Genomic DNA, 24,215 nt, shown 5'->3' with positions numbered 1-24,215 from the left:
TGTTGAACCCGGCGGTATAGGCCGAGCGCCGTATCGTCAGCGGGATTTGGCTGGTGTCGATGCTCGACGGTCACAGCGAAGATCAGGGCAGTTCTGCGCATTGTGGCCGTCCAGTCGCCATCTTTCACCGAAAATCCGCGTATAAATCAGCGTGTTGAAATGAGGCTGCCCGGCCCACTCGCCAATAAAATGGCGAAACGATCACGACGACCGTTTACGCTCAATATTTGAGCTAATTTATTACAATTTATTGACACTATCAGTCCGACGTCATCACAATTGCGCGCCGTCACCGAGGCATAAGAGAGTCTGGCAATGGTGATCGGCGGAGAATGCGATGTTTCGTCCTCTTCCAGCCGCTCGATACTGCTTTGAAAGCTTGCGTCCTGAACATCATGGGGGCTGCTTGGCAGTGCAACATCCTATTCATGCTGACTAAGTCTGACACTGAGCCCGGCTCGGAGAGCTTGTGCTAGTCGTCAGAAACGTGACGCATTGAAAAACTGTAACGCCAGGGAAGGTGCTGATCGCGCCGCATCCGATTTAAAGGAAAAGGGAGTTTCATTTGAGTCAGGTCACCTTAGACATCCGCCATCTGCGCGATGAGCAGATCTTGTTACGTGACGGCGGGCTCTATTGGGTGGCAGTGGATCAGGCGAGCGACTCTGCCGCGCTGGCGGTCCAGTGCCTGGCAGCGATGCCGGCCCATGCGCAAGGGATGTTAGTGTGCTGCGGACATTCAAGTCAGGACCTGGCCCAGGAACTGGCGGCCGATACCGGTCCTGGTCAGCTGAAGCTGTTTGACATCAACAAAGACGACATTGGCCTGACCCTCAAATCGCTGGTCGGCGAGCTGACCCGTGCTGCTCCGGTTGCCGGCACTACCATTGTGTTGATGCTGCCGGGGAGCGCATGGCAGGACGACGTCGCGCCGCAGCTGCGGCATTGCTGTCTGTCCCTGAGGCAATGGCTGGGCGCACGCCAATGTTCCCTGTTGGTGATCAGCCATGGCCAGACACCTCAATTGCATGACGGTTTGTTGCGGCTCAACGATACGATCTCCGGGCTCGCTCAGCTCTATCGCCGTGATGGTGGTATTCGCTATCAATTGCACTACTGGCGCAGCGAACTGGGCGTGTGCAGCGGGCAGGAGTTCGAGCTCGAATTGCTGGTGGACGGGTTTGCGCTGTCGGTCAATGAGCAGGCCAATGTGCAAGCGCCCCATACCGACGACCAGCGGATCTACCTGACCCAGCGTTCTGTGCTTGAAGGCTCGCCGCCGTTGTCGGATCAGTGGAGGCTGTTCGAGAGCCGCGAGGACTTGCTCCAACAAGCCAGTCACGCGCGTGCTGCCAGTATCATCGTGGCCATCGACAGCAACCTGCACGTCGAAGCGTTGGCTCGTCAGATTCACGCCCTGCGCGAGCGCTGCGGTATCGCACTGAAGATCATCATCCGCGAGATGGAGCCCTGCCTGCGTTATCGGGACGAGCGTTTGCTGGTGTCCTGCGGTGCCAACATCACCGTGCCCTATGGGACGACGCTGGCGCACTTCTTCAGCATCATCGACAGAGCCCAGGGCCAGACCTGGCGCCAGAGCCGCACCACCAACTTCCAGTCTCTATTCGAACGTCTGCGGCCGCCCCCCGAGCGCGGTCTGTTAACGCCCCAGGAATTCATCGGCATGGTGGAGCGCGTCTATAACGGCGCCTCTGGAGAAATCAGCCACCAACTGCTCAAGCTGATGCCGCGCGGTGGCCTGGAAATCGAGCAGTACTTTAGTCAAATCGGCTTGCGTCGTTTCGGTGACGTCGCCTGCGTGGTCAACGGTGCCTTTTATCTGTTCTTGTTTGGCTGTCGCGCGGACGGACTGGAACCGGCATTGGGGAATATCTGTCGGCTCGCCTGGCGCGATCTTTTCAGCAGTTTCCAGATTCTCCAAAGCGTTGAAGCGTTGCCGCGCGAGGACTTCCTTGCGGCGCCCTTGCTGCCTCCCACGTTCGCTCTGGCAGAAGAACGCACGGCCAGTAGCGCCGCCGAAGCTGCCGGCCGTGTTGCCTATTCGCCTCGACGCACCACACTGCCCATTACGGACCCTTGTTCATGAGTTATTCCCAGCTGATCCAGGTGATTGGCCTCAGCAGCCTGCTGACCCTGGCACTGATCGTAGTACTGATCAGGTTCGGTCGCCATTTTCTATCTGTCGTGCAGGGTCTCTTGCCCCCGCGTTACCTGAAGTCCCGTGGTGTGCGTCGTCGTGCCCCAGCCCAGAGCGAGCCCAATGAGCCAGTTTGAAGTCATTAACCCGGCGTCAGTGCGCGTCTGGCCGGGCCTGGGCCCCTGGAATCTGTATTTCATCCTCAAGTTCGTATTGCTGTGGGCGGGTTACCTGAACTTGCAGGTATTGCCCAACCTGGTATTCGCGGCGGCGTTGCTGCTGCCGTTGCCGCATCGTTATCTGCGTATCCTGCGCACAGTCATCGCGATCCCCGTGGGTGTTGCGCTGTTTTACCAGGACACCTGGCTGCCGCCCTTCAGCCGCCTGCTGAGCCAGCCAGGCGTGCTGGATTTCAGCGGTGCATACATCGTCGAACTGATGGGTCGTTTCATTGACTGGAACCTGTGTGCGCTGCTGGCGCTGTTGGTGGTGGTCTACGCTTTCGTCCGGCACTGGCTGCGCCTGACCACTCTGAGTGTGCTGGGTTTAGCCTGGCTGGCCAGCGCGAATGTGCTAGCCCTGAGCCCCAGCAACGAGCCGGTCGCGGCGGCGGCCAGTGGCGCTGCCATTGCAGCGGTGAGCACGGCCCCCCCGGACAGCGCGACACTGGAAGCCTACCTGCAGAAGTTCTATAGCACCGAGGCTGGGCGGCAGGTGGAGTTCAAGCCTGCGACCTCTGCAGCGCAGCCTTTCGACCTGTTGCTGATCAATATCTGCTCCATGGCCTGGGATGACCTGGAAACCGTGGGGCTGCGTGATAACACGCTGTTCCAGCAGATGGACGTTATTTTCGACAACTTCAACTCGGCCACTTCCTACAGCGGCCCGGCGGCGATCCGCCTGTTGCGCGCCAGTTGTGGACAGGTTCCGCACAAGCAGCTCTATGGCACCGCCCCGGAGCAGTGCAGGTTGATGGACGACCTGAGCAAGCTGGGCTTTTCCAGCGAAGTCATGCTCAACCACACGGGGCAGTTCGAAGGCTTCCTTGACGAAGTCCGCGCCCAAGGGTCATTGCCGAGTCCCGCGATCAGTACCAGCAAATTACCGCGTGCCTTGGTGGGTTTCGACGGTTCACCGATCCTGAGCGATGCCCAGGTACTGGACGCCTGGTGGAAGCACCGCGAAGCAGAAAAGAACGATCGCGTGGCGCTGTTCTACAACACCACCACACTGCATGACGGCAACCGTGTGCTGACCGCTGATGGCGGCACCAGCAGCAGCGATTACAAACAGCTCGCCCAAGGGCTGATCGATGACCTCAATGGCTTCATCAAACAACTGGAACTCAGTGGCCGTCGGGTAGTGGTGGTGATCGTGCCGGAGCATGGTGCGGCGCTGCATGGCGACCGTATGCAGATCGCCGGCATGCGCGAGATCCCGAGCCAGGCCATTACCCTCGTGCCGGTCGGCATCAAGTTGGTGGGCATGGGGCATAACCCCGGTTCTGCCCCCCTGCACATCACCGATCCGAGCAGTTTCCTGGCCCTGTCGGAAATCATCAGCCGCTTGTATAGCGCCCAGCCCCAGGGGGATGGCCAGGGTCTCAACTGGTCGGCCCTGCTGAGCAATCTGCCGCAGACAGCGGCAGTCTCCGAAAACGCTGGCACGGTGGTCGTTGACTACGCCGGGAAACCTTACATACGAATCAAGGAGAAAGCAGAATGGCTGCCTTACCCACAGCGCTTCAAGTGAAAGCCAGGGTGCAGTCGCGTGCGGATCGTGCCGATGACATCGCCCGCCTGAAACTGACGCTTGAGCTGCCCGAACTGGACTACGTGGACACCTCCGCTCAGATCGAGTTGCAAAAGGCCCTGCATCGCTGGCCGCTGCTGGCAGAGATGGAACGCCAGCAGCCGGCGGCCCTGCCGATGATACGTGAGTGCGCACTGGAGATGCTGTCGTGACCGCACTTAGCCTGCGTGGTCTGCGCGGCGGTGTCGGCACCAGCTCGCTGCTGGCGGCCACAGGTTATGCATTGCATAGCCTGGGCGAGCGCGTGCTGCTGGTCGACATGAGCCCGGAAAACCTGCTTCGCCTGCACTTCAGTGTCAGCTTCGGCGAGCGCGGTGGCTGGGCGCGCGCCATGATCGAAGGTAAGGGCTGGAACACCCAGGCCTGGAGCGTGGAACCGGGATTGAGTGTGTTGCCTTACGGCCGCCTGAAACGGGACGAGCAGGACCACATCGAGCAGCGCCTGCTAAACGAGCCGAATCTATGGCGCCGCCGACAGGCCGCCCTTGCCGAACACTTTGACTGGATCCTGTTCGATGTGCCCTTGCGACTGCCCGGTCATGCTTGTGTCGGACCCTGTGCGTTGCGCCTGCAGATTGTCGAGGCGGATGCTGCCTGTCACGTGCTGTTGCAGCAGGATGAAGACCCCCGCGAGCATCTGCTGATCAACCGCTTCGACCCGGTCAGCCAATTGCAGCGCGACCTGCTGCTGATCTGGCGCAAACAATATGGTGCCCGCCTGCTGCCTCTCAACGTGCATCAGGATGAAGCGATGCGCGAAGCCCAGGCGTTCAAGATGCCGGTGGGGGCTTATGCCCAGGCCAGTCTGGTTGCCCAGGATGTGCTGAGCCTGGCCACCTGGTGCCTGACCCAACGCATGGGGACGGCATGATCGCTCGCATTTTCCCTTACGCTCACCTGCGTCGGCGCTATGACTGTACTCCGCCAGTTGCGTTGCTGCTGGCGACAATGAACGCCCTGGCATGGCTGTTGTTGCGCCTGGAGTCATCGAGCTGGCGTGCAGTGCTCAATCAGCCAAAGCGCTGGTATCCACAACTGAGCAACAAGGCGCCGAGCCTGGGCGATCCGTTGCGCTATGCGGTACAAAGCCTCTGGCTACTGCTGGTTCGCCCGGCCAGGCCGCGGGTGTGGACACTGTCGCCCCCTGCCTGGCTCAAACGCGTCGGAGCGCTGTACCTGCGGCAGTGGACGCGGATTGGTAAGGTGCTGGAAGCGTTGCCCCAGCGCGCCGAGTCCAGCCAGCACATTCGTCAGAGCAGCCATTGGTGGAAAGGCCTGGACCGTCACAGCCAACGATTGATCAACGCGGCCATCGGTGTCGTCGCCTTCGTTTTTACGTTGCTTTGCATCACCGAGCCCTTCGGCTACGTCTCCCAGTTGGTATTCGTCTTGCTGCTGTGGGGCTTGGCCCTGCTGGTGCGGCGGGTTCCGGGCCGCTTTGCGACGTTGTTGATGGTAGTACTGTCGACCATCGTCTCGTGCCGTTACCTGTGGTGGCGCTACACCTCGACCCTGAACTGGAACCAGCCCCTGGACCTGATATGCGGGATGATCCTGCTGGTGGCCGAAACTTATTCCTGGGTAGTGCTGATCCTGGGGTACATCCAGACGTGCTGGCCCTTGGGCCGAAAACCGGCGCCGCTGCCGCGCGACACGCGCCTGTGGCCGAGCGTCGACCTGTTGATCCCGACCTACAACGAAGACCTGTCGATCGTGCGAGGTACGGTGTACGCGGCCATGGGCATCGACTGGCCGGCCGACAAACTGAACATCTACATTCTCGATGACGGCAAACGCGAGAGTTTCCGCCAGTTCGCCGCCGAAGTGGGGGTGGGCTACATCACTCGCAGCGACAATCGTCATGCCAAGGCCGGTAACCTCAACCACGCGCTGAAGCAACTGAACGGCGAACTGGTCGCCATTTTCGACTGTGACCACATACCTGTGCGCTCTTTCCTGCAGATGACCACCGGGGGCTTTTTGCGTGATCCGAAACTCGCGCTGGTGCAGACCCCGCACCATTTCCTGTCACCGGACCCTTTCGAGCGAAACCTCAATGTATTCCGCGAGCACCCCAACGAGGGCGAGTTGTTCTACGGGTTGATTCAGGACGGCAACGACATGTGGAACGCGGCGTTTTTCTGCGGCTCGTGCGCGGTGCTGCGGCGCTCCGCGCTGGATGCGATTGGCGGCTTTGCCGTCGAGACGGTGACCGAAGACGCCCACACGGCGCTACGCCTGCACCGCAACGGCTGGAACTCGGCCTATATCAAATTGCCGCAAGCGGCTGGCCTGGCGACCGAAAGCCTGTCAGCGCATATCGGCCAGCGCATTCGTTGGGCCCGTGGCATGGCGCAGATCTTCCGCACCGACAACCCCTTGCTCGGAAAGGGCCTGACCCTCTTCCAGCGCATCTGTTACGCCAACGCGATGATGCACTTTTTGGCCGGCCTGCCGCGTTTGGTGTTTCTGATGGCGCCGCTGGCGTTTTTGTTCCTGCATGCCTACATCATCTACGCCCCGGCGCTGATGATCCTGCTGTACGTGCTACCACACATGATCCACGCAAGCCTCACCAACTCGCGGCTGCAGGGCGACTATCGTCGGACTTTCTGGGGGGAGGTGTACGAGACCGTCCTGGCTTGGTACATCGCGCGCCCTACCACCGTGGCACTGTTTAACCCCAGCAAAGGCAAGTTCAATGTCACCGCCAAGGGCGGCCTGATGGAGCAGAACCAGTTTGACTGGAAAATCGCCCAGCCGTACCTGCTACTGGCGTTGCTGAACATTACCGGCCTGGGTTTTGCCGTCTGGCGTCTGATCTGCGGCCCCCGCGACGAGATTGTCACCGTTGCGGTGAGTATTCTCTGGGTGATCTACAACCTGCTGATCATCGGGGGCGCCATGGCGGTCGCCGCTGAAGTACGCCAGGTTCGCCAGACCCACCGGGTATACGTCAAGTTGCCCGCTGCAGTGCGCCTTGAGAATGGTCACTGTTATCCAGGCATGTTGCAGGACTATTGCGACGGTGGCGCAGGCATCCAGCTCGACACCCCACAGTCGCTGGCGGTGGGTGGGAGCATCTCGCTGATGATGCAGCGCGGCACCCGTGAATTCGTGTTCCCGGGCTATATCAGCCGCAGCCACAAGCACTTCATCGGTATCAGCTTCACCGGCCTCAATGCACAACAGAATGTCGACTTTGTGCAGTGCACGTTTGCCCGCGCCGACGCGTGGCTCAACTGGGGCGAGAAATTCACCCCGGATCGCCCGCTGCACAGTTTTGTGGACGTTCTCAAACTGGGCGGTACCGGTTACTACCGCCTCTACGAATACCTGCCTGCCTGGATCCGCCGCATCGCCGGCCCGCCGTTGCGAATATCGCGCTGGCTGGCCAGTTTTCTGCCGCGCATGCCGGCAGTTGCCCCAACTCCCAACTCTCGATCAGTGAGCGCACCATGAGCCGCTACTTCAGCAAAACCCTTGTTGCCAGTCTGGCGCTCCTGGCCACCGTTTGTGCCCAGGCCGCCACCGCACTAGCGCCGGCCGCGCCAGCCGCGGTCAGCAACGTACCAAGCTGGAACACCGCGTACAGCTTCGAACAGCTGGGCCGTCCCGCCGACAGCCTATTGCTGGGCATCCACAATAGCGACCAGATCGAGTTCAGCCTGCGTCGTGATCGTATTGCCAGTGACGCGAAACTGCAGCTGGAGTACACGCCATCGCCTTCGCTGCAGCCACAGATCTCGCATTTACGTGTGTATCTCAACGACGTGCTGATGACCGTTGTACCGATCGAAAAGGACCAATTGGGTAAGAGGGTCAACCAATCGGTAGCCCTGGACCCGCGACTGATTTCGGACTTCAACCGCGTACGCTTGGAGTTCGTCGGCCACTACACCGATGTCTGCGAAGATCCGGCCAACAGCACGCTATGGCTGAACGTTGCGCGCAGCAGCCAGATCCAATTGCAGGAGCAGGCACTCACACTCAAGAACGACCTGGCCTATTTTCCGATGCCCTTCTTCGACACTCGGGGCCAGGACAAGCCGGTCCTGAATGTGGTCTTGGCCGATGCGCCGACCTTGGGCGAGCAGCGTGCAGCCGGAATCCTGGTGTCCTATTTCGGCAGTCTGGCCGCTTGGCGTGGTGCGCAGTTCCCGGTTCTGTTCGACCAGCTGCCGCCCGCTGATGAACACCATCGCGCCAAGTCGGCCATTGTCTTTGCCACCAACGATCATCGTCCGTCCTTCCTGGCTGACACAGACAAGTTCCCGGCCGTGGATGCACCCGTTGTACAGATGATCGACAACCCGCAGGATCCCTACAGCAAAGTGTTGCTGGTATTGGGTCGCAATGAAGATGACCTGGCTGTAGCGGCCCGCGCCCTGGCCTTGGGCGCAGGCGCGTTCCGAGGCTCGAGCGTGACGGTCAACAAGGTCGAGCAGCTCAAGCCTCGGGTGCCTTATGACGCGCCGAACTGGATGCGCACGGACCGCTCGGTACGTTTCGCCGAGTTGATCAAGTACCCCGAGCAGCTTCAGGCCAACGGGCTGCAGCCACGGCCCATCACGGTGGACGTGAATCTGCCGCCTGACCTGTTCGTCTGGCGTAACCAAGGGATTGGGCTGCAAACCAAGTTCCGTTACACACCACCGTCGGTCAACGACGAATCGCGCTTGAGCATCAGCCTGAACAACCAGTTCATCACCAGCCTGGCGCTGCAAAGCAAGACCGACAGCCGTCTGGAGGAGCTGCGCCTGGCGGTGTTGTCCAACGAGTCGGCTAACCACAGCGACAAGTTGCTGGTGCCAGCGCTGAAGATTGGCGACCGTAACACCCTGCGTTTCGACTTCAACTTCGCCAGCACCTTTGGCAGTGCCCAGCGCGACCGTTGCCAGACTTCACTGCCGGTGAACAACCAGGCCGTGATTGATGAAGAGTCGACCATCGACCTGTCTGGTTACTATCACTACATCGCCATGCCCGACCTGCGCGCCCTTGCCCGAAGCGGTTTTCCATACAGCCGTATGGCTGACCTGTCGCAAACCCTGGTGATGGTGCCGACCCACAGCAGTGCTGTGCAACTGAGTACGGTGTTCGAGACCATCGCCGGAATCTCTGCGCGCTCAGGCCTGCCAGCGTTTGGCCTGCGGCTGTCGGATAACTGGGACGACGCCAAGGCGGATGTCGATCTGCTGGTGTTCGGCGCCATGGCGCCGGGCGTGGGCGATGGTGCCGATGCCAATCTGGTGCTGGACAAGACGCGTGCCTGGCTACTCAAACCGTCCCACGAACAGAGCGGCAAGTCGACCCGCGCCGGTCAGTTCAGCGATGAACGCGACCTGGGTGCCAACCGCATCGACGTCAGCGCCCAGGCACCGATCGCCGCCATCGTTGGCTTGCAGTCGCCGTATCACCCACAGCGCAGCATCGTGGCCTTGCTGGCGAGCGATGACGCCGATTACCAACTGCTGCGCGACACCCTGGGCGACGTGGGAAAAATGGACGCCGTTGCCGGTTCCGTGGCGCTGATCCGCAGCAGTGGCGTAGACAGCAGTTGGGTGGGCCAGCAGTACTTCGTCGGCCACCTTCCGTGGTGGCTGCTGCTCTGGTACCAATTGTCCGAGCACCCGATCCTGCTAGCGGTCATGGCCACCATCAGTGTGCTGCTGACGGCATTCCTGCTGTGGCGCGCACTCCGTTGGGCTGCCCGTCGTCGCCTGGCTGGTCAGGAGTAGTCGGGTGAAAGCTTTCTTCGCGCTGGCCTTGGCCGCGTTGATCGTAGCGCCTGGCTTTGCCGGTGCTACTGAATGCGCTTGGCCGGCCTGGCAGAATTTTCGTCAGGCGATGCTCAGCTCGGACGGACGGGTCATTGACCACTCCTCGGAGCAGTTGATCTCCACGTCCGAAGGACAGAGCTACGGGCTGTTTTTCGCCCTGCTGGGTAATGACCGCGATAGCTTCGCCAAAGTGCTGCGCTGGACTCAGGACAACCTGGCCGGCGGAGACCTTAACCGGCAGCTTCCGGCATGGCAGTGGGGCCGCGACAACGCTGGCCGCTGGCAGGTACTGGATAGCAATAACGCCACCGATGCCGACTTGTGGATCGCCTATAGCCTGCTGGAAGCCGGGCGTCTGTGGCATCAACCGGATTACCTGGCCTTGGGCCGCAACCTGCTCTGGCGCAGCGCGGCACAAAGCCTGCGCAAGCTACCAGGCCTGGGCCTGATGCTGTTGCCCGGCGACTCCGGATTCGAAAACGCCGAGGGTTGGCGCCTGAATGCCAGCTATCTGCCGCCGCAATTGCTGGCACGCTTCGCCCTCGAAGCACCGATCTGGGCGGAGCTGGCCAGCAACACCGAGCGTCTGCTGATCGAAAGTTCACCCAAGGGCCTGGTACCCGACTGGCAACTGTGGAAACCCGGGCAGGGTTGGGCCGTGGACAGTCAGAAAGGCAGCGTTGGTAGCTATGACGCCATTCGTGTCTACCTCTGGCTGGGCATGCTGGACAAGGATACCCCCGGGCGCACCAGGTTGATCGAACACTTCAAACCCATGCTGGACCTGACTGCGCGGCGGGGCCACGTTCCGGAAAAAGTCGACACACTCACCGGTCTTGACAATGGCGCCGGCCCGGTTGGTTTCAGTGCTGCATTGCTGCCCTTGCTGGCTGCCAGCCCGGACAGCGTGGCGGCCCTCAAGACCCAACGCCAACGCCTGCAACAACAGCCGCCCTTGGCAGATGCCTATTACAACCAATCGCTGATGCTGTTCGGGCAGGGCTGGGACCAACAACGTTATCGCTTCGATAAGAACGGACGCCTCGTGCCAAACTGGATTGCCGCATGCAAAAAATGATCGGTTTCGGGCTGCTGCTGAGCAGCGTTTATGGGGTCGCCCTGGGCGAGCCTCTCAGCCCGCCCGACCAGCAGCAATGGCTGCTGGAGCAGGTCCGCATTGGTGAGGCGCTGTACCGCGAAGACCTGGTCCATGACTCGCTGGCTCGTCTGGAGCTGATCGCCCCGGACAATGCGCAGGTGAAAGTTGTCGAAGTCCGCCAGGCACTGCTGCAAAAAAATCAACCGGAAGCCGAACGCCTGGTCGCCCAACTGCGCCAACAGGCGCCAGGCACGGCGGCCCTGCGTCAGGCCGAGAGCTTGCTGAAAATGCACGGTGCCGACGGTCAACGGGCCCTGCAGGAGGCGCGCCTGCTGGCCGTCGCCGGTCGCTTTGAAGACGCAATCAAGGCCTATCGACAGTTGTTCGGCGATGACATGCCGGACTTTGCCACGGCTCTGGAATATCTGAATGTGCGTAGCGGCATCAAGGCCGAGCGCCCTGTCGTGATCGAGCAGTTGCGCGAACTGGACCGGCAGTACCCCGGCAATGCCTCGCTGCGCCAAACCTTGGCCGGCCTGCTGTTTGCCGAAAAGCGTGATCCTGAGGCGCTGGACGTCCTGCATCAATTGGCTGGCGATCCGAACGCCAGCGACAACGCTGCCGAGCGCGAATACAACTATTGGCTCGAACAACCGGTAGGGCCCGAAACCGCGCAGGGCTGGCGTGTGTTTCTGAAGCTCTATCCCAATACCAGCTTGCGCCCTGACGCGACTAAACAGTTGCAAGAGCAGGAGCAATACCTGGCTGATCCGGCCTGGCAGGCCGGAGTCAAAGGCAAGGCATTGCTTGAGGCCGGCAACAACGTCGGCGCTGAAGCCAGTTTGCGTCGGGCGATCAAGCGTTACCCGCAAGACTCCAGCCTGCTGGGCTCGCTGGGTGTTTCGCTGATGCGCCAGAACAGGCACGAAGCGGCATACCACGCTTTCATCAAAGCCTCGTCCATCGAGCAGGACACCTTCTGGATGACCAAATGGCAGGATCTCAAGGCCGCCAACCATCAGTGGATGCTGCTGCAAAAGGGTGATGAAGCCCTTGAGCGAAAGGATTATCCCGTTGCAAAAAAATGGTACCGGCAGGCGAACCAAGCCAAGCCAAACGACCCTGCGCCGCTGATCGGCTTATCCTACGTTGCCCGGGGCGAATCCGATGACATCACCGCAGAAGCCTTGCTGGTGCGCGCGCGCAAGCTCGATCCGAGCAATGCAAGCACGGTGCGTGCGATGGTCCGCCTGTACCAGTCGCAATCACCAGAAAAGGCCGAGCACTACCTCGACAGCCTGACGCCCAAAGAACAACAAGAGTTCCAAAGCGTGCGTCGGGAACTGACGCTGGATCGCCTCAATGCGCAGGCCGATGGCGCTACCCGGCGCAGCGATTGGGCGCAGGTGACGGTAGCCTTGAGCAAGGCTCGCGTGCTGGACCCGGACAATCCCTGGTTGGTGTACCGCTTGGCCAATGCCCAACGCGAACTTGGTCTCAATGCCGAGGCCGATCAAAGCTTCCACTGGCTGTTACAACGTCGCGGCCAGAACGCCGACGCGCGCTATGCCCACGGCCTGTTTCTGGCCAATGCCGAGCGTGACGGCGATGCCATGGGCACTCTGCAACAGATCCCCCGTGCCGCCTGGAGCGACAACATGAACGCGCTGTGGGCTCGTCTGCAGCGTCGCCAGTTGCTCGCGAAGGCCCGAGCGCTACGCGACGGCGGCCATGAGGCCCAGGCCGAAGCGCTGCTGATGCGCGCACCGACCACTGACGACTACCTGACCCTGGCCGACTGGGCTCAGCAGCGTGGCGACCTGGTACAGGCCGAAAGCCGCTATCGCAAGGTGCTGACCAGCGTGCCGAAAAATGCCGAGGCCCAACTCGGCCTGAGCGAAGTGCTGATCGCCAGCGGTCAACCGAACGCCGCCAAGGTCAGTCTAATGGCCGTGTCGGCGCCGGTACCGGCGGATGTGTCGTTTCAGCGCCGGCTGGCCAATGCCTGGGCGTCGCTGGGCGACAAGACGCGTGCGAACGCGCTGTTCGCGCAGTTGCTCAATACCCCGCAAAGTGATCCGTTGGTCTATCGGGATGCGGCGCGCCTGCTGTCCCGGGAAGATCCGCAGCGGGCCCTGGATGACTATGCGCGCAGCATGGGCGCGGCAAGGATGATCGAACCGCCACAGGCCGAACCGCGCGACAACCGCGCCATGACCTTGGCCAGCCGTGCCAGCGACAGCGATGACTGGTTGAAGCGCAGCATCCGCAGCGACGTCGACGAGCTGTACCAAAAGCAGAATCCGACGGTGAACCTGTACCACGACCTCGCCTGGCGCACCGACAACAGTTCCTCGGGGGTCTCGGACCTGACCACCCAAACCACCATCCTGCGCATCGACGCGCCGGTAGCGCAAGGGCAGGGCTTTGTCCAGGCGGAAGACATAAATCTGGATGTCAGCAATTTTTCCAGCAGCGACCGGTTCGGCTTGTGCGCGGTGGTGGCGAATGGCTGTACCAGCGCTTCGCAGAGCGTGCGCGGCACCCAGCTGGGCATGGGCTGGCACGATGATCGATGGGCCTTCGACCTTGGCCACACGCCACAAGAATTCACCGTGTCGAACTGGGTGGGCGGTGTCACCTACAGCGGCGACTGGAGCAGCCTGGACTACCGTCTCACGGCATCGCGGCGCCCCCTGACCAACTCACTGGTGTCGTATGCCGGTGCGGTCGATCCGGTCACCGGAACCCAGTGGGGCGGCGTCACCGCCAACGGCTTCACCTTGGGCCTGAGCCATGACCGAGGCGGCAAGGATGGCGTGTGGGCAAGCCTGAGCAGTCATTGGTTAGTGGGGCAGAACGTTGAGAACAACCAACGGCGCACAGCCATGGGCGGTTACTACTATCGCCTGGTGGAACGTGCCGACGAACGTCTGCGCACTGGCCTGACCCTGATGTACATGGGCTTCGACAAGGACTTGAGCGAAGACACACTCGGCCAGGGCGGCTACTACAGCCCACAGCAGTACTACTCGGTCAGCGTGCCGGTGAACTACGCCTGGCGTAACGCCGACTGGTCGGCCCTGCTCGAAAGCTCAGTGGGTTGGTCGTTCGCGAAAATCGACGGCTCTGATTTCTACCCCAAAGACAATCGCGAAGCTGATCTGCAGAGCCTGCTGGCGCAATCGAACAAGACGCTGGTGGACAACCCGTCCCTGACCAAGAGTGGCAGTAGCAGCAACGGCTACAATTTACGTGTCCAGGGCCTCGTGGAGCGTCGCCTTTCCGATAACCTGGTCCTGGGCGCCGGCATCACCTGGCAGCACAGCGAAGGCTACGCCCCGAGTCGGGCCTTGCTTTACTTGCGCTACACATTTGACCCTTGGCAAGGCAACCTGCCGCTACCGGTGGAGCCGATCTCGCCTTATGCGGATATGCGCTAGAGCGCCACAGCAGCGGCGCCGGGCTGTACACGCAACCCTGTCAGCAAGGCACCGCAGCGCGCATCACGCTGAGCAGCCCCAGGCGCGATGCGTGATTGACGGCGCTTGTCACCGCCTTGAGCGACGCCAACAAGCTACTGCCGTCGCGCGCGGCGCCAAATAGCAGCCGGTTATTCACGCGAATCTCGACATAGGCCAGTGCTTCGGCCTGAGCCCCATCGCGAGCAGCGTGCTCATGATAATCGGCGATATCGAAGTGAACGCCACGCCGGGCAAATGCATCGACCAGCGCCGCCAGCGGACCGTTGCCCTCACCGCTGAGGTCGAACTGGGTGCCGCCCATGTCGAGCACGCCCTCCAGGTAAGTCACAGCGCCTTCGCTGACCAATTTAGGCGGCAACAACGTGTAGGGCTTGCCCTCCTCCAGATAATGCCGGGTAAAGCACGCAAGGATCATCTCGCGACTGATCTCCTGGCCCGATCCATCCGCCTCTTGCTGGACCAGGTTGCTGAACTCCATCTGCAACCGGCGCGGCATCACGACCCCATGCTGTTCCAGCAGATAGGCCACGCCGCCCTTGCCGGATTGGCTATTGACGCGAATGACCGCCTCATAACTGCGCCCCATATCCGCCGGATCAATAGGCAGATAAGGCACTTCCCAGAAGCCATCGGGATTGGCCTGGCGCACTGCAAAGCCTTTCTTGATCGCGTCCTGATGCGACCCTGAAAAGGCCGTGAACACCAGCTCGCCCGCGTAAGGATGGCGAGGATGCGTGGGCAACTGATTACAGTATTCCACCTCGCGCTGGACGTGGAGGATGTCCGAGAAATCCAGCTGCGGATCGATACCGCTGGTGTAGAGATTCATGGCCAGGGTGAGGATATCGACATTGCCGGTTCGCTCGCCGTTACCGAACAGCGTGCCCTCGACCCGTTCGGCACCGGCCAGGCAGGCCTGCTCGGCGGTGGAAACCCCGGTGCCCCGGTCATTGTGCGGATGGACGCTGATGATCACGCTGTCACGACGGCTGAAATGCCGGCAAAACCATTCGATCTGATCGGCGAAGACATTGGCCGTGGAGACTTCGACGGTCGTCGGCAGGTTCAGGATCATCTTGTTGGAAGGCGTTGGTGCGAAGACGTCCGTCACCGCCTCGCAGACTTGCAATGCGAAATCCAACTCGGTGAAACAAAAAGTCTCGGGGGAATACTGGAAGGTCCACTGCGTCTCGGGATTGTTGTCCATGTGCTGTTTGATTTCGCGAGTGGCCTGGGTGGCAATCTCGATGCACCCGGCGCGGTCAACGCCGAATACCACGTCTCGAAACACCGGTGCGGTCGCGTTGTACACATGCACGATAGCGCGGGGAACGCCCTTCAATGCCTCAAACGTGCGCTCGATGAGATGGCTGCGGGCTTGAGTCATGACCTGAATCGTCACGTCATCGGGAATCGCACCCGTTTCGATAAGTTCGCGCACGTAATCAAAGTCGGTCTGCGAAGCGGCTGGAAAGCCTACTTCGATTTCCTTGAAACCGACCTTGACCAACAGGTCGAAGAAACGACGCTTGCGTTCGGCATTCATCGGCTCGATCAAGGCCTGATTGCCATCGCGCATATCGACGCTGCACCAGCTAGGCGCAACGGACTGGACCCGACCGGGCCATGCGCGATCCGGCAGATCCACGGTGGTGAAATGTCGATATTTGCTGGAAGGATCCTTCAGCATCATGGCGTTTATCCTTTTTGATACGTCCATAGGTGGGCCGGTTCGGCATCTGACGCCACCGAACATTGGATCCAATCATAAATGAACATAACTTGAGGCAAATTGCGTAGTCACATCAACCGCACCGTGAAATCCACAAAAAACGCTAATAATGTTTAATTTTTTGGTTATTTGTGCTCTACACCTAAACGCTAGAGCAATTTTTACTCTTGCGAGTCGGAGTCACCCTACTGCTCTGGTTGCTGGGGAAGGAATAAGCGGTATCAGAGAGAGGACACGACGATGTAGGAGCATCCAGCCCCCTAGCGCGACGATCGAAACTGGCGTCGTAGTCGGTCATGCTCCGTGGAGAGCGCTTCGAAGGCCTGCTGCAAGCGCTGCTTGCGCCAGGGTGTTGTCCAAGCCACAGCCTATTCCTATCAGCGCGTCAGATGCCCGGACCGGTCACGTGGGCTGGCAACCTGGCCAAGCGATCCCAACCGTTTGCATCGATCCCGGCGCAGTTGGGCAACCACAGTGTTTGCAGCGGCAGTTGCTCCAACACGGGCACCACGGCCGACGTGATCCGCGATTCCCCTGGATCCGCCCCAAGCGTCAGGTCCCGCAGCGGCATGCCGGCAAGATGGGCCACCCCGGCGTCAGTCAGCCAAGGGCTGTCATACAAACCCAGGCGCTGCAGGGGCAGCCCCCGCAAACAAGCCAGGTCGGCATCGCGCAGGTTCAGGCCGCTTATTTCAAGCTCCTCCAATGGCAATCCCAACTCGACGAGCTTGCGCAAAACCTTACCGTCGACGCCCTGGCAAAAGCTCAGGTTGAGCCGCTTCAGCGGCAGGCCAGCCAGTTGTTTCAGCTCCTTCCAAGTGATCTCGTTCAAGGACAGGTCCAGGGACTCCAACGCCAACCCGCGCAGATCACTCAACGTACTGGCGCTGACGCCCTGCACATCGGAGAGTCCCAATCGCTTGAGCGGAAACTCGTGCAGCACGTCGAGCCGCTCGATCACTTGGCGTAGGCACTTGAGGTCCAGCTCCATGAGCGGCATTCCCTCCAGCACTTCAAGATCGTCTTCGCAGATGAACGCAGATTGGAGCGAAAGCTTTTCCAGGGGCAGCCCCCGAATCGCCTGCAACACGCTCTCGCTTGCATAACAGTCATCCAGACTCAACGCGCGCAACCCCGTCAGGTCGCGAAGCCAGGACGGATCGTCGAGGATCGCGCCGCTGCCACTGAGGGACAACTGCTCAAGGGGATGACTTGCCAAGTGCGCCATGCCACGAGACGTCAGCTCGCCCACGCGTTGCAAGGTCAGGGAGCGCAGCTTGAGGCGCGACAGTGCGCGAAGGCCGTCGTCGGTCATCTCATCGCAACGGTTCAACGACAGTTCCTGCAACGGGCTGTCGCTCAGTTGGCGGAGGAAACTGTCGTCAAAGTCCTCGCCGTAGGTTTGCAACTTCAGCCGACGCAAGCGTGCGAGCGACGGGAGGCAATTGGCGTTATCGTCGCGGGAAAAATTACTAACCTCCAAGGTTTCGAGGGCATTGGCGGGCAAACGCGGCCACGTTTCCGGGCCGCAGATAAACCTCGGGCTGTTGAGCACAAGCGTGCGCAAGGGCAGCCCGGCCAGGGCGTCACACCAATCCGGCTCGGCGTTGTTCAACTCCAGATGGTCTACCGGCAGGCCACGCAGTTGCGACAGCCATGGACCGGGGCGATTTGTATGGGCCGTGGTGTTCAGTTGAGCCATTACCACGTTAGCCGCCGGATCGCCCAGGCCCGCCGCGACGCGTAAACCTTCCAGTGAGGCCTCCCCGCTGTCGAGCAGATCGAGATAGAGCGATGCGCGTGCGGCGATGTCATCGGGGTTGGCCGCGAGTTGGGCGATAAGAGCGTTGCGGTTGGGGGTTGCCACGGTTTACTAGTCCGAATTGAGCGGGCGCAGGGTGTGCTGCGAAACGGGGTTCATCTGCCTGTTGTTTGTGGGTGCACAGCGCCCTGAGATATCAATCCAGGATCAGGTTCCAGATCACCAGCAACAGCAAGCTCGGCATTTTCATGATGTGAAGCTTCACGAGCTTTTTTATGATTTGGGATATCTGCTCGGCGGATAACAGCAGTTCCTTGCTGAAGTATTTGCGGCCGAAAAACATAACCCTCTGGAAGAAAAATCCTCCATCAATGAGAACGGCGGTTCGCTTCACTGGCTTTTCCTTGGGCAAAAAAAAGCCCAGGACTGCTGGGCAGGTTCTAACAATTGCCTGCGCGCTGTACTGAGCTGCTGGGCGAAAATCTATTCGCCTATGCAGCCTATGTCAAGGTCGAAAGTGACGCAGAAAATACAACCATTGATGGGCCAGAATTCCTACATGAAGCTCGGAAAGTGACGTCTTGTAGCGCTCGGATGGAGGGGCCTATAGTCCCTCGTCGCTCCAATGGCGACTCGGGTTTGGCGACCCGGCAACGAGGTAGCTCCTTTCAACTGAATGAGGTCCTACCGATGAACCGATACATGCCCATCACCGGCGTCGACTGCGTCCCCGCCACCCTGCTGATCGACACCGAAGCTCCCCTCGACGTCCTCTTCGAAACCGCCGACTACCGTATCCGCACGGTGACTCAACTGCTGGAAAATATCGCGTTCCGTTCAGAAATCAGTTCCGACACGCTGGTGCTTTCCGACTTCTGCAAAATGCTGACGATCGCGCTGCGCGATGGGTGTGATGTGATGGATGTGATTGGCCGACGATTGCGGGCGCAGGCGGTTGAATAAATAAAAACGGGCGACGATAAGGTCGCCTGTTTCACGATCCGTTAGAGACACTGCCACTGCTGGCATCGATGATGTGGTGAAGGACTGGAAAACGCTGGGGGAGTCAATCTGCTAGGTTGGTCGATAACCCAATGCCACCCATTTAAACGGAGCAGCATTGGGTTTTATCTGTGGCCATAACGTAGCCCCGGCCGTCGGGAGCAACTACATCCATCTGCTGCGATGAGCTGTGGCGCAGTTCGTCAAGAACTGCGCCACATTTTCAACCCAAAATGGCGCGATTCTGAGAACTGCGCCATAATCGCGCCAAATCTTCTCTAACAGCGCCAACATAACCATGCCTTCGACCACCGACATACTGAACAGTATCCTGGCATCCAGGAGCGGGGCGAGCCTCTCAGAGCTTTTGACCAAGCACCCGGAAATCGCCCGGCGAACGGCGCAGCGCATCCTTGCAAACCTGGTCGAAAGCAGCCAAATCACTGCACAGGGAGAAGGCAGGGCACGGCGTTATTTCGCAATAGAACACCAGGCCGAAACCCACGCCCTGAATACTGACACCGATGCCTTCCCTGCCTTCATTCCATTATCTGCAGACAGCCGGGACATACTCGCCTATATCAACCAGCCCACAGAAGCGCGCAAGCCGGTGGGCTACCAGCGTGACTTTCTGGACGCCTATCGTCCTAACGAGACAGGGTACTTACCTGAGTCGTTGCGGCGCCAATTGCACAGGATGGGCAAAACCGCAGATGCGACGGAGCCAGCAGGCACTTACAGCCGGGCGGTCCTGAATCGCTTGTTGATTGATCTGTCGTGGGCATCAAGCCATCTGGAAGGGAACACCTACTCACGGCTCGACACACGACAACTCATTGAGCAAGGTAAGGCAGCACAGGGCAAGGCCGCTATAGAAACGCAGATGATCTTGAACCATAAGACAGCTATCGAGCTTTTGGTCGAGAACATCGAGAGTGCCGAGTTCAACCGTTACACATTGATGAACCTGCATAGCGCCTTGGCCGAAAACCTGCTGCCCAACCCAGCAGACGAGGGCCGAATTCGCCAGCACGCCGTCGACATCGGGAAAGGCACCTATCGCCCGCTCTCAACGCCACAGCAAATTGAAGATGCACTGGACGTCCTGCTTGGCAAAGCCAATCAGATCGCTGATCCGTTCGAGCAGTCTTTCTTCATGATGGTGCACCTGCCCTACTTGCAGCCCTTTGCCGACATCAATAAACGCACATCCCGACTGGCAGCGAATCTCCCTTTGTTCCGGGCCAACCTTTGTCCGCTGACCTTTCTGGATGTACCGGAGCAGGCGTACAGCCGAGCCACATTGGGTGTGTACGAAATGACCCGTGTAGAGCTGCTTCGCGACCTGTATATCTGGGCCTACGAACGCTCGACACAGGAATATCTGGCAATCAAGCAAGACCTTGCGGAGCCGGACCCTTTACGCCTGGCATGGCGAGACTTCATCAAGAAGACCATTCGGGAAATCATCACTCACCCAGAACTTGACCCGTTGTCATGTATTCAACGCTCGGTAGCGGAATATGTTTCAGAAAGAGAGCAGCCGGAGGTGCAAGCACTGATCGTCGAAGAACTCCGTCGACTGCACGAAGGGGTGCTCGCACGCTACGGGTTACGACCATCGGAGTTCATGTCCTGGAAGTCGCTCCATGGCCACTGATGGATGATCACTGAGGTGATGTTTGCAAAAAAAGGGGACAGATCTATTTATAAACCAAGAAAAGCAATGGGGCTGCCCCTCTGCACCTAACAAAATAAATCTGCCCTTTTTTTTAGTTGAGGCACAGAAGGTCCCATCTCCACTGAGGCTGTATCGTTGGTCCCAATTGTCGCTTTTGGACCTATTAGATCACAAAGTAACCATTAGCGTGCCACGCGTCGCTCAACCATGGACTTTATACACTTAAGCTTCTCTAAGATAAAGTCAGAAAAGTTCGATGCTAACACCTCAAACCCATCCAGCTCTGAGCTAACCTCTACAACTTGCCAATTATTCTTTGCGTCAAAAGCATATAGCACGTCGCTCGAACTCCCACCGATTATATAAACTCCTTCATAACCCTCAACTTCCCGACCGCATATAGTTGAATATTTTTCCGGACTATCATCAACGTAAAAAGCAGCGTCGAGCTCACCGAATCCAAAATCCGCAAGAAATTCAAGATAATCAGCAGGCACACTTTTTCGGTCCGTTTCTTCAACACCGCTCAGTATGGCATCAACATTAAAAACACAGTCACCATAATCCCCCTCAAAAAGCTCAGCGGATGTTATTTCGTCTATAAGACGTCGTATTTCTACTGAATTCATCATGGTTATTTACCAAATAATTTTTCTGCTCATAGCGCAAAAAGTCGCAAAAAGTGGACAGATTTATTTATGAACTGAGAAAAACCAATAAGCCCGCTCCCTATGCGCCTTACTGCCCCCTTTTTCCCTTTCTCAGAGTACTAGCACATTCAATAACTTCCAGCACTATCATCAGCAAACGATAGCCAAGACGCAGCAACACAACCGAAAACCTCATCGCTGGTGCGAGCTTGCAGTTCTATAATTGCCCGTCTTGCATCAGCAATTAACCAGCCAGTCGAGTTCAATGTCAGCCAGGCATAGTCCAAGCGACCCGCCAACATAAAATTTTCGAATAGCGTCGTTTTTACCTGAACAGGATCAAACCAGCCAGGCAAGCTCGCGCTCTCTGGTATTCGCATATTCGTATTGAGAACCTCAAAGGAACAGCTAGTTTCCCACCAGTTCCCTCTGGCAAACTCACTGGGGAAGCCCCCCATATATGGATTGCCGTCATAGGAAATACAGTCACGAGGGGTTAATGTTCTAAACAGCTCTGCCTTGGGAAACCCCTTTGGATCGTCACCTGTTTTCAGAGAGACTGCATCAAGCTCCGATAAGCTTTCAAGCCCTACCCTCGCCGCAAACTGTTCAAGATCTAACATCACCCCATCATCCAAACTGATCGCCATCATCGCGATTACTCCAAACAATTGGGAAGGAGTTCTCGCGATCTCAGTCGTCATGCGATCGGAGCTTACGAACATCTTTACAAAACAAGGCTCCCGCTCCACGAACCAGTGCTTCCAATACCCAATATAGGTTGGACGAGAGCCGTCACTCCAGATTGGCACCAGCGCAGGTGGAAAACCAAACCATTGAGCAGGTGCCTCTAGAGTGCAAATAGGCGACCTGATTCTTCCGGCAGCACACGCTACCACTGCATCCGGCAGACTGAGAGCTTTAAGCGCGTTTTCAAAGTTCATATTCTTACCGTTTTGGCGCCAGAGGAGTGGACCAGTCAGGAATTTCTATTCTGCGCAAAGGTGAGATGGGGCCAACCGCAACCAAAAAAAGAGGAGACAGATTTATTTAAGCACTTAGCAAAAAAATAAATCTGTCCCCTTTTTTCTATACGCCAATCAACCCAGCAAAATATCCTGCGCATCAACAGCTTCTACTGAACCATTAGTAACCAGAACCCCCAAACCAAGCTGGGGGTCGAAGGTGGCATCAAAGATAAAACCGATTTCGCGCGCACTGGTATTAAAAGCGGACATTACCTTAATGCACTTCAAAGAAACTAATCCATGCATATCGTCAACTGCATGGACTCTGGGCGCCTTGATATCGACCTCTTCAGCACCAAAGCATCCTCGGTATTCCTCAACTCTACCAAGGTAATAGTTGAAAACAGTTTCTTCTATCAATAAAGAAATCGCGATTTTATTTGAATCAAACTCTCGAAACGCAAGCCGCTGAGTTTCAGAGATTGGGTCGCCATCAAACGTTTGAACAACAAGCGGCACCTCATGGTGGCATCCAAAAATCACTACATCGCACAGCCCGGTCCAAACCCCATCAAAAAGCAGCTCACCAAAATCACTACCTGAGACAAAACTCATTTTTAACCGCCTCAATAAAAAGGGGACAAATTTATTTATAAACCGAGCAAAACCAACAAATCTGCCCCTCTGCGTTCCACAAAATAAATCTGTCCCCTTTTTTGTTGTGCGCTCAATCCATTGCCGATCTTTTGTTTCACGACCGCGCCAGTATTGTTCATCTCCCCAAGGTGCACGAATCATGAAAGGCTCCCCCCAAAAAACGTTTTGCTCTTGGACAGAAAACCAAATAGAACACTCCGAAGGCCGGTCTTGTCGACATAGTCAACAATGTAGTCAATAGCCCCCTCATTCGCCTCGGCTATTGACGCTGACATCTTTTCTTGTTGACCTGAAAACTCATAAGCCCGATGAGCAAAAAAACCTACAACTAAGAGAATTAGAATCAAGCTATTCTGTTGCAGACTATCCGATTCAAAATTTTGCTCTGCCAACGGACCATTTTGCATTTCATCAGAGTCCAGATAATACGCCAAATGGTCCCCATCCACACTGCGATCAGACATCCACTGCCAGCAGAGTTCGATAGCTTCCTCACACCTATCGTGAGTTAGGTTCGCGGACTCTAGATTCACTAAAGCGCGATCCAGCAATAGAAGAAAAATAGCGGCCTTCTTAGTCCAAGCCATGCTATCGATAACACCTAAAACCTCGCTATCCTCCATGGACAACCTCTCACACCAGAACCGGAAGATCACTTAGTAGCGGAGACCCAACCCAAGCACTTTCATAAAAACAACTTCCATCCATTCATTCACACTTCCAAATAAAAATCAAACAACGCGCGACTGACCACGCCCCCATCGAAAGAGCATCATACTCAAAATTTTAGTCAGCCCACCACCTCAGCAATCAGCTCAGCCTATCATATAAAAATTCAGAGAATGTGTTACTCAACTTCCTACATGAGATATCTGAGGAGCCTATCTCTACCACAGCCCAATGATCGTTTTTATCGAACCCAATGCAGCGCCCCTGCATATCATCTCCAAAAATGAGAATATCACTCAACGACACTGCAGTCTCCGCATCAAAAACTTCGCCAACCTCTAAAAACCCGTTATATAGCATCAAACCTGCGACCTCAATTTCTCCACATCCGTACTCCTTCAAGAATCCTATATAGTCAACGGGTACTTTCGTCTGCACATTAGTTATCGCACTCAACGAAACATCATCCACAGGAAATAAACCATCAAACAAATGCTCGTCTTTCTTATTACTCATAAACTCCTGAAAATCATTTACCATTTTATCCCTCCTAGTTTTTATAGAAAAAAATTCTCGCAAAAAGGGGGGCAGGCCACGCACTATAAAAAATCCGCTTACGAGAAAAAGGAAAAAGGGGACGGATTTATTTAATAACTGAGCAAGCAAATAAATCCGCCCCCTTTCTCCTACATGAATTACTACTCCTTAGGTATATAGATACAGAATTAGCAACGAAAACAAATGAAAATATTATGGA

19 protein-coding genes and 1 pseudogene are annotated in these 24,215 nt (G+C 57.7%); 12 read left to right on the top strand and 8 right to left on the bottom strand.

The features are described 5' to 3' along the window. Positions 1-50: 50 nt before the first annotated feature. The 10 genes and pseudogenes from AD662_RS30055 to bcsC form a co-directional block, all read left to right on the top strand. Positions 51-145, top strand: a pseudogene (locus tag AD662_RS30055) (LysR family transcriptional regulator); the annotation flags it as partial. A gap of 420 nt (positions 146-565) precedes the next feature. Further along, positions 566-2,107, top strand: coding sequence for a BcsE family c-di-GMP-binding protein (locus tag AD662_RS03875; RefSeq protein WP_024617764.1), 1,542 nt, complete (start codon positions 566-568; stop codon positions 2,105-2,107). Then, a complete protein-coding gene (bcsF, locus tag AD662_RS03870; RefSeq protein WP_018612952.1) occupies positions 2,104-2,295 on the top strand; it encodes a cellulose biosynthesis protein BcsF in 192 nt (63 codons plus the stop codon). The genes AD662_RS03875 and bcsF overlap by 4 nt, the downstream gene beginning before the upstream one ends. Beyond that, positions 2,282-3,910 carry a cellulose biosynthesis protein BcsG gene (bcsG, locus tag AD662_RS03865; protein ID WP_053185619.1) on the top strand — a complete coding sequence of 543 codons (1,629 nt, stop codon included), beginning with the start codon at positions 2,282-2,284 and terminating at the stop codon, positions 3,908-3,910. Before bcsF ends, bcsG begins: the two co-directional genes overlap by 14 nt. Beyond that, a complete protein-coding gene (bcsR, locus tag AD662_RS03860; protein WP_053185616.1) occupies positions 3,880-4,122 on the top strand; it encodes a cellulose biosynthesis protein BcsR in 243 nt (80 codons plus the stop codon). Before bcsG ends, bcsR begins: the two co-directional genes overlap by 31 nt. Then, positions 4,119-4,841: a cellulose biosynthesis protein BcsQ gene (gene bcsQ, locus AD662_RS03855; protein WP_053185613.1), complete on the top strand. Its 723-nt coding sequence runs from the start codon at positions 4,119-4,121 to the stop codon at positions 4,839-4,841. Before bcsR ends, bcsQ begins: the two co-directional genes overlap by 4 nt. Further along, a complete protein-coding gene (gene bcsA / locus AD662_RS03850) occupies positions 4,838-7,432 on the top strand; it encodes a UDP-forming cellulose synthase catalytic subunit (protein ID WP_053185609.1) in 2,595 nt (864 codons plus the stop codon). The genes bcsQ and bcsA overlap by 4 nt, the downstream gene beginning before the upstream one ends. Continuing rightward, a complete protein-coding gene (gene bcsB / locus AD662_RS03845) occupies positions 7,429-9,711 on the top strand; it encodes a cellulose biosynthesis cyclic di-GMP-binding regulatory protein BcsB (protein ID WP_053185606.1) in 2,283 nt (760 codons plus the stop codon). Before bcsA ends, bcsB begins: the two co-directional genes overlap by 4 nt. Positions 9,712-9,715: 4 nt before the next feature. Then, positions 9,716-10,831 carry a cellulose synthase complex periplasmic endoglucanase BcsZ gene (bcsZ, locus tag AD662_RS03840; protein WP_053185603.1) on the top strand — a complete coding sequence of 372 codons (1,116 nt, stop codon included), beginning with the start codon at positions 9,716-9,718 and terminating at the stop codon, positions 10,829-10,831. Next, complete coding sequence (bcsC, locus tag AD662_RS03835; RefSeq protein ID WP_053185600.1) at positions 10,819-14,295, top strand: cellulose synthase complex outer membrane protein BcsC; 3,477 nt, start codon at positions 10,819-10,821, stop codon at positions 14,293-14,295. Before bcsZ ends, bcsC begins: the two co-directional genes overlap by 13 nt. Positions 14,296-14,335: 40 nt before the next feature. On the opposite strand, the gene leuA is transcribed toward bcsC, so the two are convergent. From leuA to AD662_RS28080, 3 genes are all read right to left on the bottom strand, one after another. Further along, complete coding sequence (leuA, locus tag AD662_RS03830; protein WP_053185597.1) at positions 14,336-16,030, bottom strand: 2-isopropylmalate synthase; 1,695 nt, start codon at positions 16,028-16,030, stop codon at positions 14,336-14,338. Positions 16,031-16,454: 424 nt separating this feature from the next. Next, the gene (locus tag AD662_RS03825) at positions 16,455-17,936 is read right to left on the bottom strand and encodes a leucine-rich repeat domain-containing protein (protein WP_053185594.1); all 1,482 of its coding nucleotides are present in this window, start codon (positions 17,934-17,936) and stop codon (positions 16,455-16,457) included. A 91-nt stretch (positions 17,937-18,027) separates the two neighbouring features. Further along, on the bottom strand, positions 18,028-18,225 hold the full coding sequence (locus AD662_RS28080; RefSeq protein ID WP_235862384.1) for a hypothetical protein: 198 nt from the start codon (positions 18,223-18,225) through the stop codon (positions 18,028-18,030). Positions 18,226-18,521: 296 nt separating this feature from the next. Between AD662_RS28080 and AD662_RS03820 the strand changes: the two genes are divergently transcribed. Together AD662_RS03820 and AD662_RS03815 are read left to right on the top strand one after the other, a co-directional pair. Next, positions 18,522-18,794 carry a hypothetical protein gene (locus AD662_RS03820; RefSeq protein ID WP_053185591.1) on the top strand — a complete coding sequence of 91 codons (273 nt, stop codon included), beginning with the start codon at positions 18,522-18,524 and terminating at the stop codon, positions 18,792-18,794. 337 nt (positions 18,795-19,131) lie between these two features. Next, positions 19,132-20,493, top strand: a complete 1,362-nt coding sequence (locus AD662_RS03815; RefSeq protein WP_053185588.1) for a Fic family protein — start codon at positions 19,132-19,134, stop codon at positions 20,491-20,493. Positions 20,494-20,696: 203 nt separating this feature from the next. Here AD662_RS03815 and AD662_RS28075 read toward each other — a convergent pair whose 3' ends face one another. The 5 genes from AD662_RS28075 to AD662_RS03795 all read right to left on the bottom strand — a co-directional run bounded on the left by AD662_RS28075 (position 20,697) and on the right by AD662_RS03795 (position 23,998). Beyond that, positions 20,697-21,146 carry an SMI1/KNR4 family protein gene (locus AD662_RS28075; protein ID WP_074849545.1) on the bottom strand — a complete coding sequence of 150 codons (450 nt, stop codon included), beginning with the start codon at positions 21,144-21,146 and terminating at the stop codon, positions 20,697-20,699. 146 nt (positions 21,147-21,292) lie between these two features. Beyond that, positions 21,293-22,108 carry a hypothetical protein gene (locus AD662_RS29175; protein WP_139213059.1) on the bottom strand — a complete coding sequence of 272 codons (816 nt, stop codon included), beginning with the start codon at positions 22,106-22,108 and terminating at the stop codon, positions 21,293-21,295. 156 nt (positions 22,109-22,264) lie between these two features. Then, on the bottom strand, positions 22,265-22,930 hold the full coding sequence (locus AD662_RS03805; protein ID WP_074849543.1) for a DUF6985 domain-containing protein: 666 nt from the start codon (positions 22,928-22,930) through the stop codon (positions 22,265-22,267). Next, on the bottom strand, positions 22,927-23,412 hold the full coding sequence (locus AD662_RS03800; RefSeq protein ID WP_053185578.1) for an Imm6 family immunity protein: 486 nt from the start codon (positions 23,410-23,412) through the stop codon (positions 22,927-22,929). The genes AD662_RS03805 and AD662_RS03800 overlap by 4 nt, the downstream gene beginning before the upstream one ends. Positions 23,413-23,599: 187 nt before the next feature. Beyond that, positions 23,600-23,998 (bottom strand): SMI1/KNR4 family protein, encoded by a 399-nt coding sequence (locus tag AD662_RS03795; RefSeq protein WP_053178073.1) that lies wholly within the window; start codon positions 23,996-23,998, stop codon positions 23,600-23,602. Positions 23,999-24,215: the final 217 nt, after the last annotated feature.

Source organism: Pseudomonas kilonensis, from assembly GCF_001269885.1.
Classification (GTDB): Bacteria; Pseudomonadota; Gammaproteobacteria; order Pseudomonadales; family Pseudomonadaceae; genus Aquipseudomonas; species Aquipseudomonas kilonensis.
Note: the sequence above shows the minus strand (reverse complement) of the source record. Positions and strands in the feature narration are given on the sequence as shown.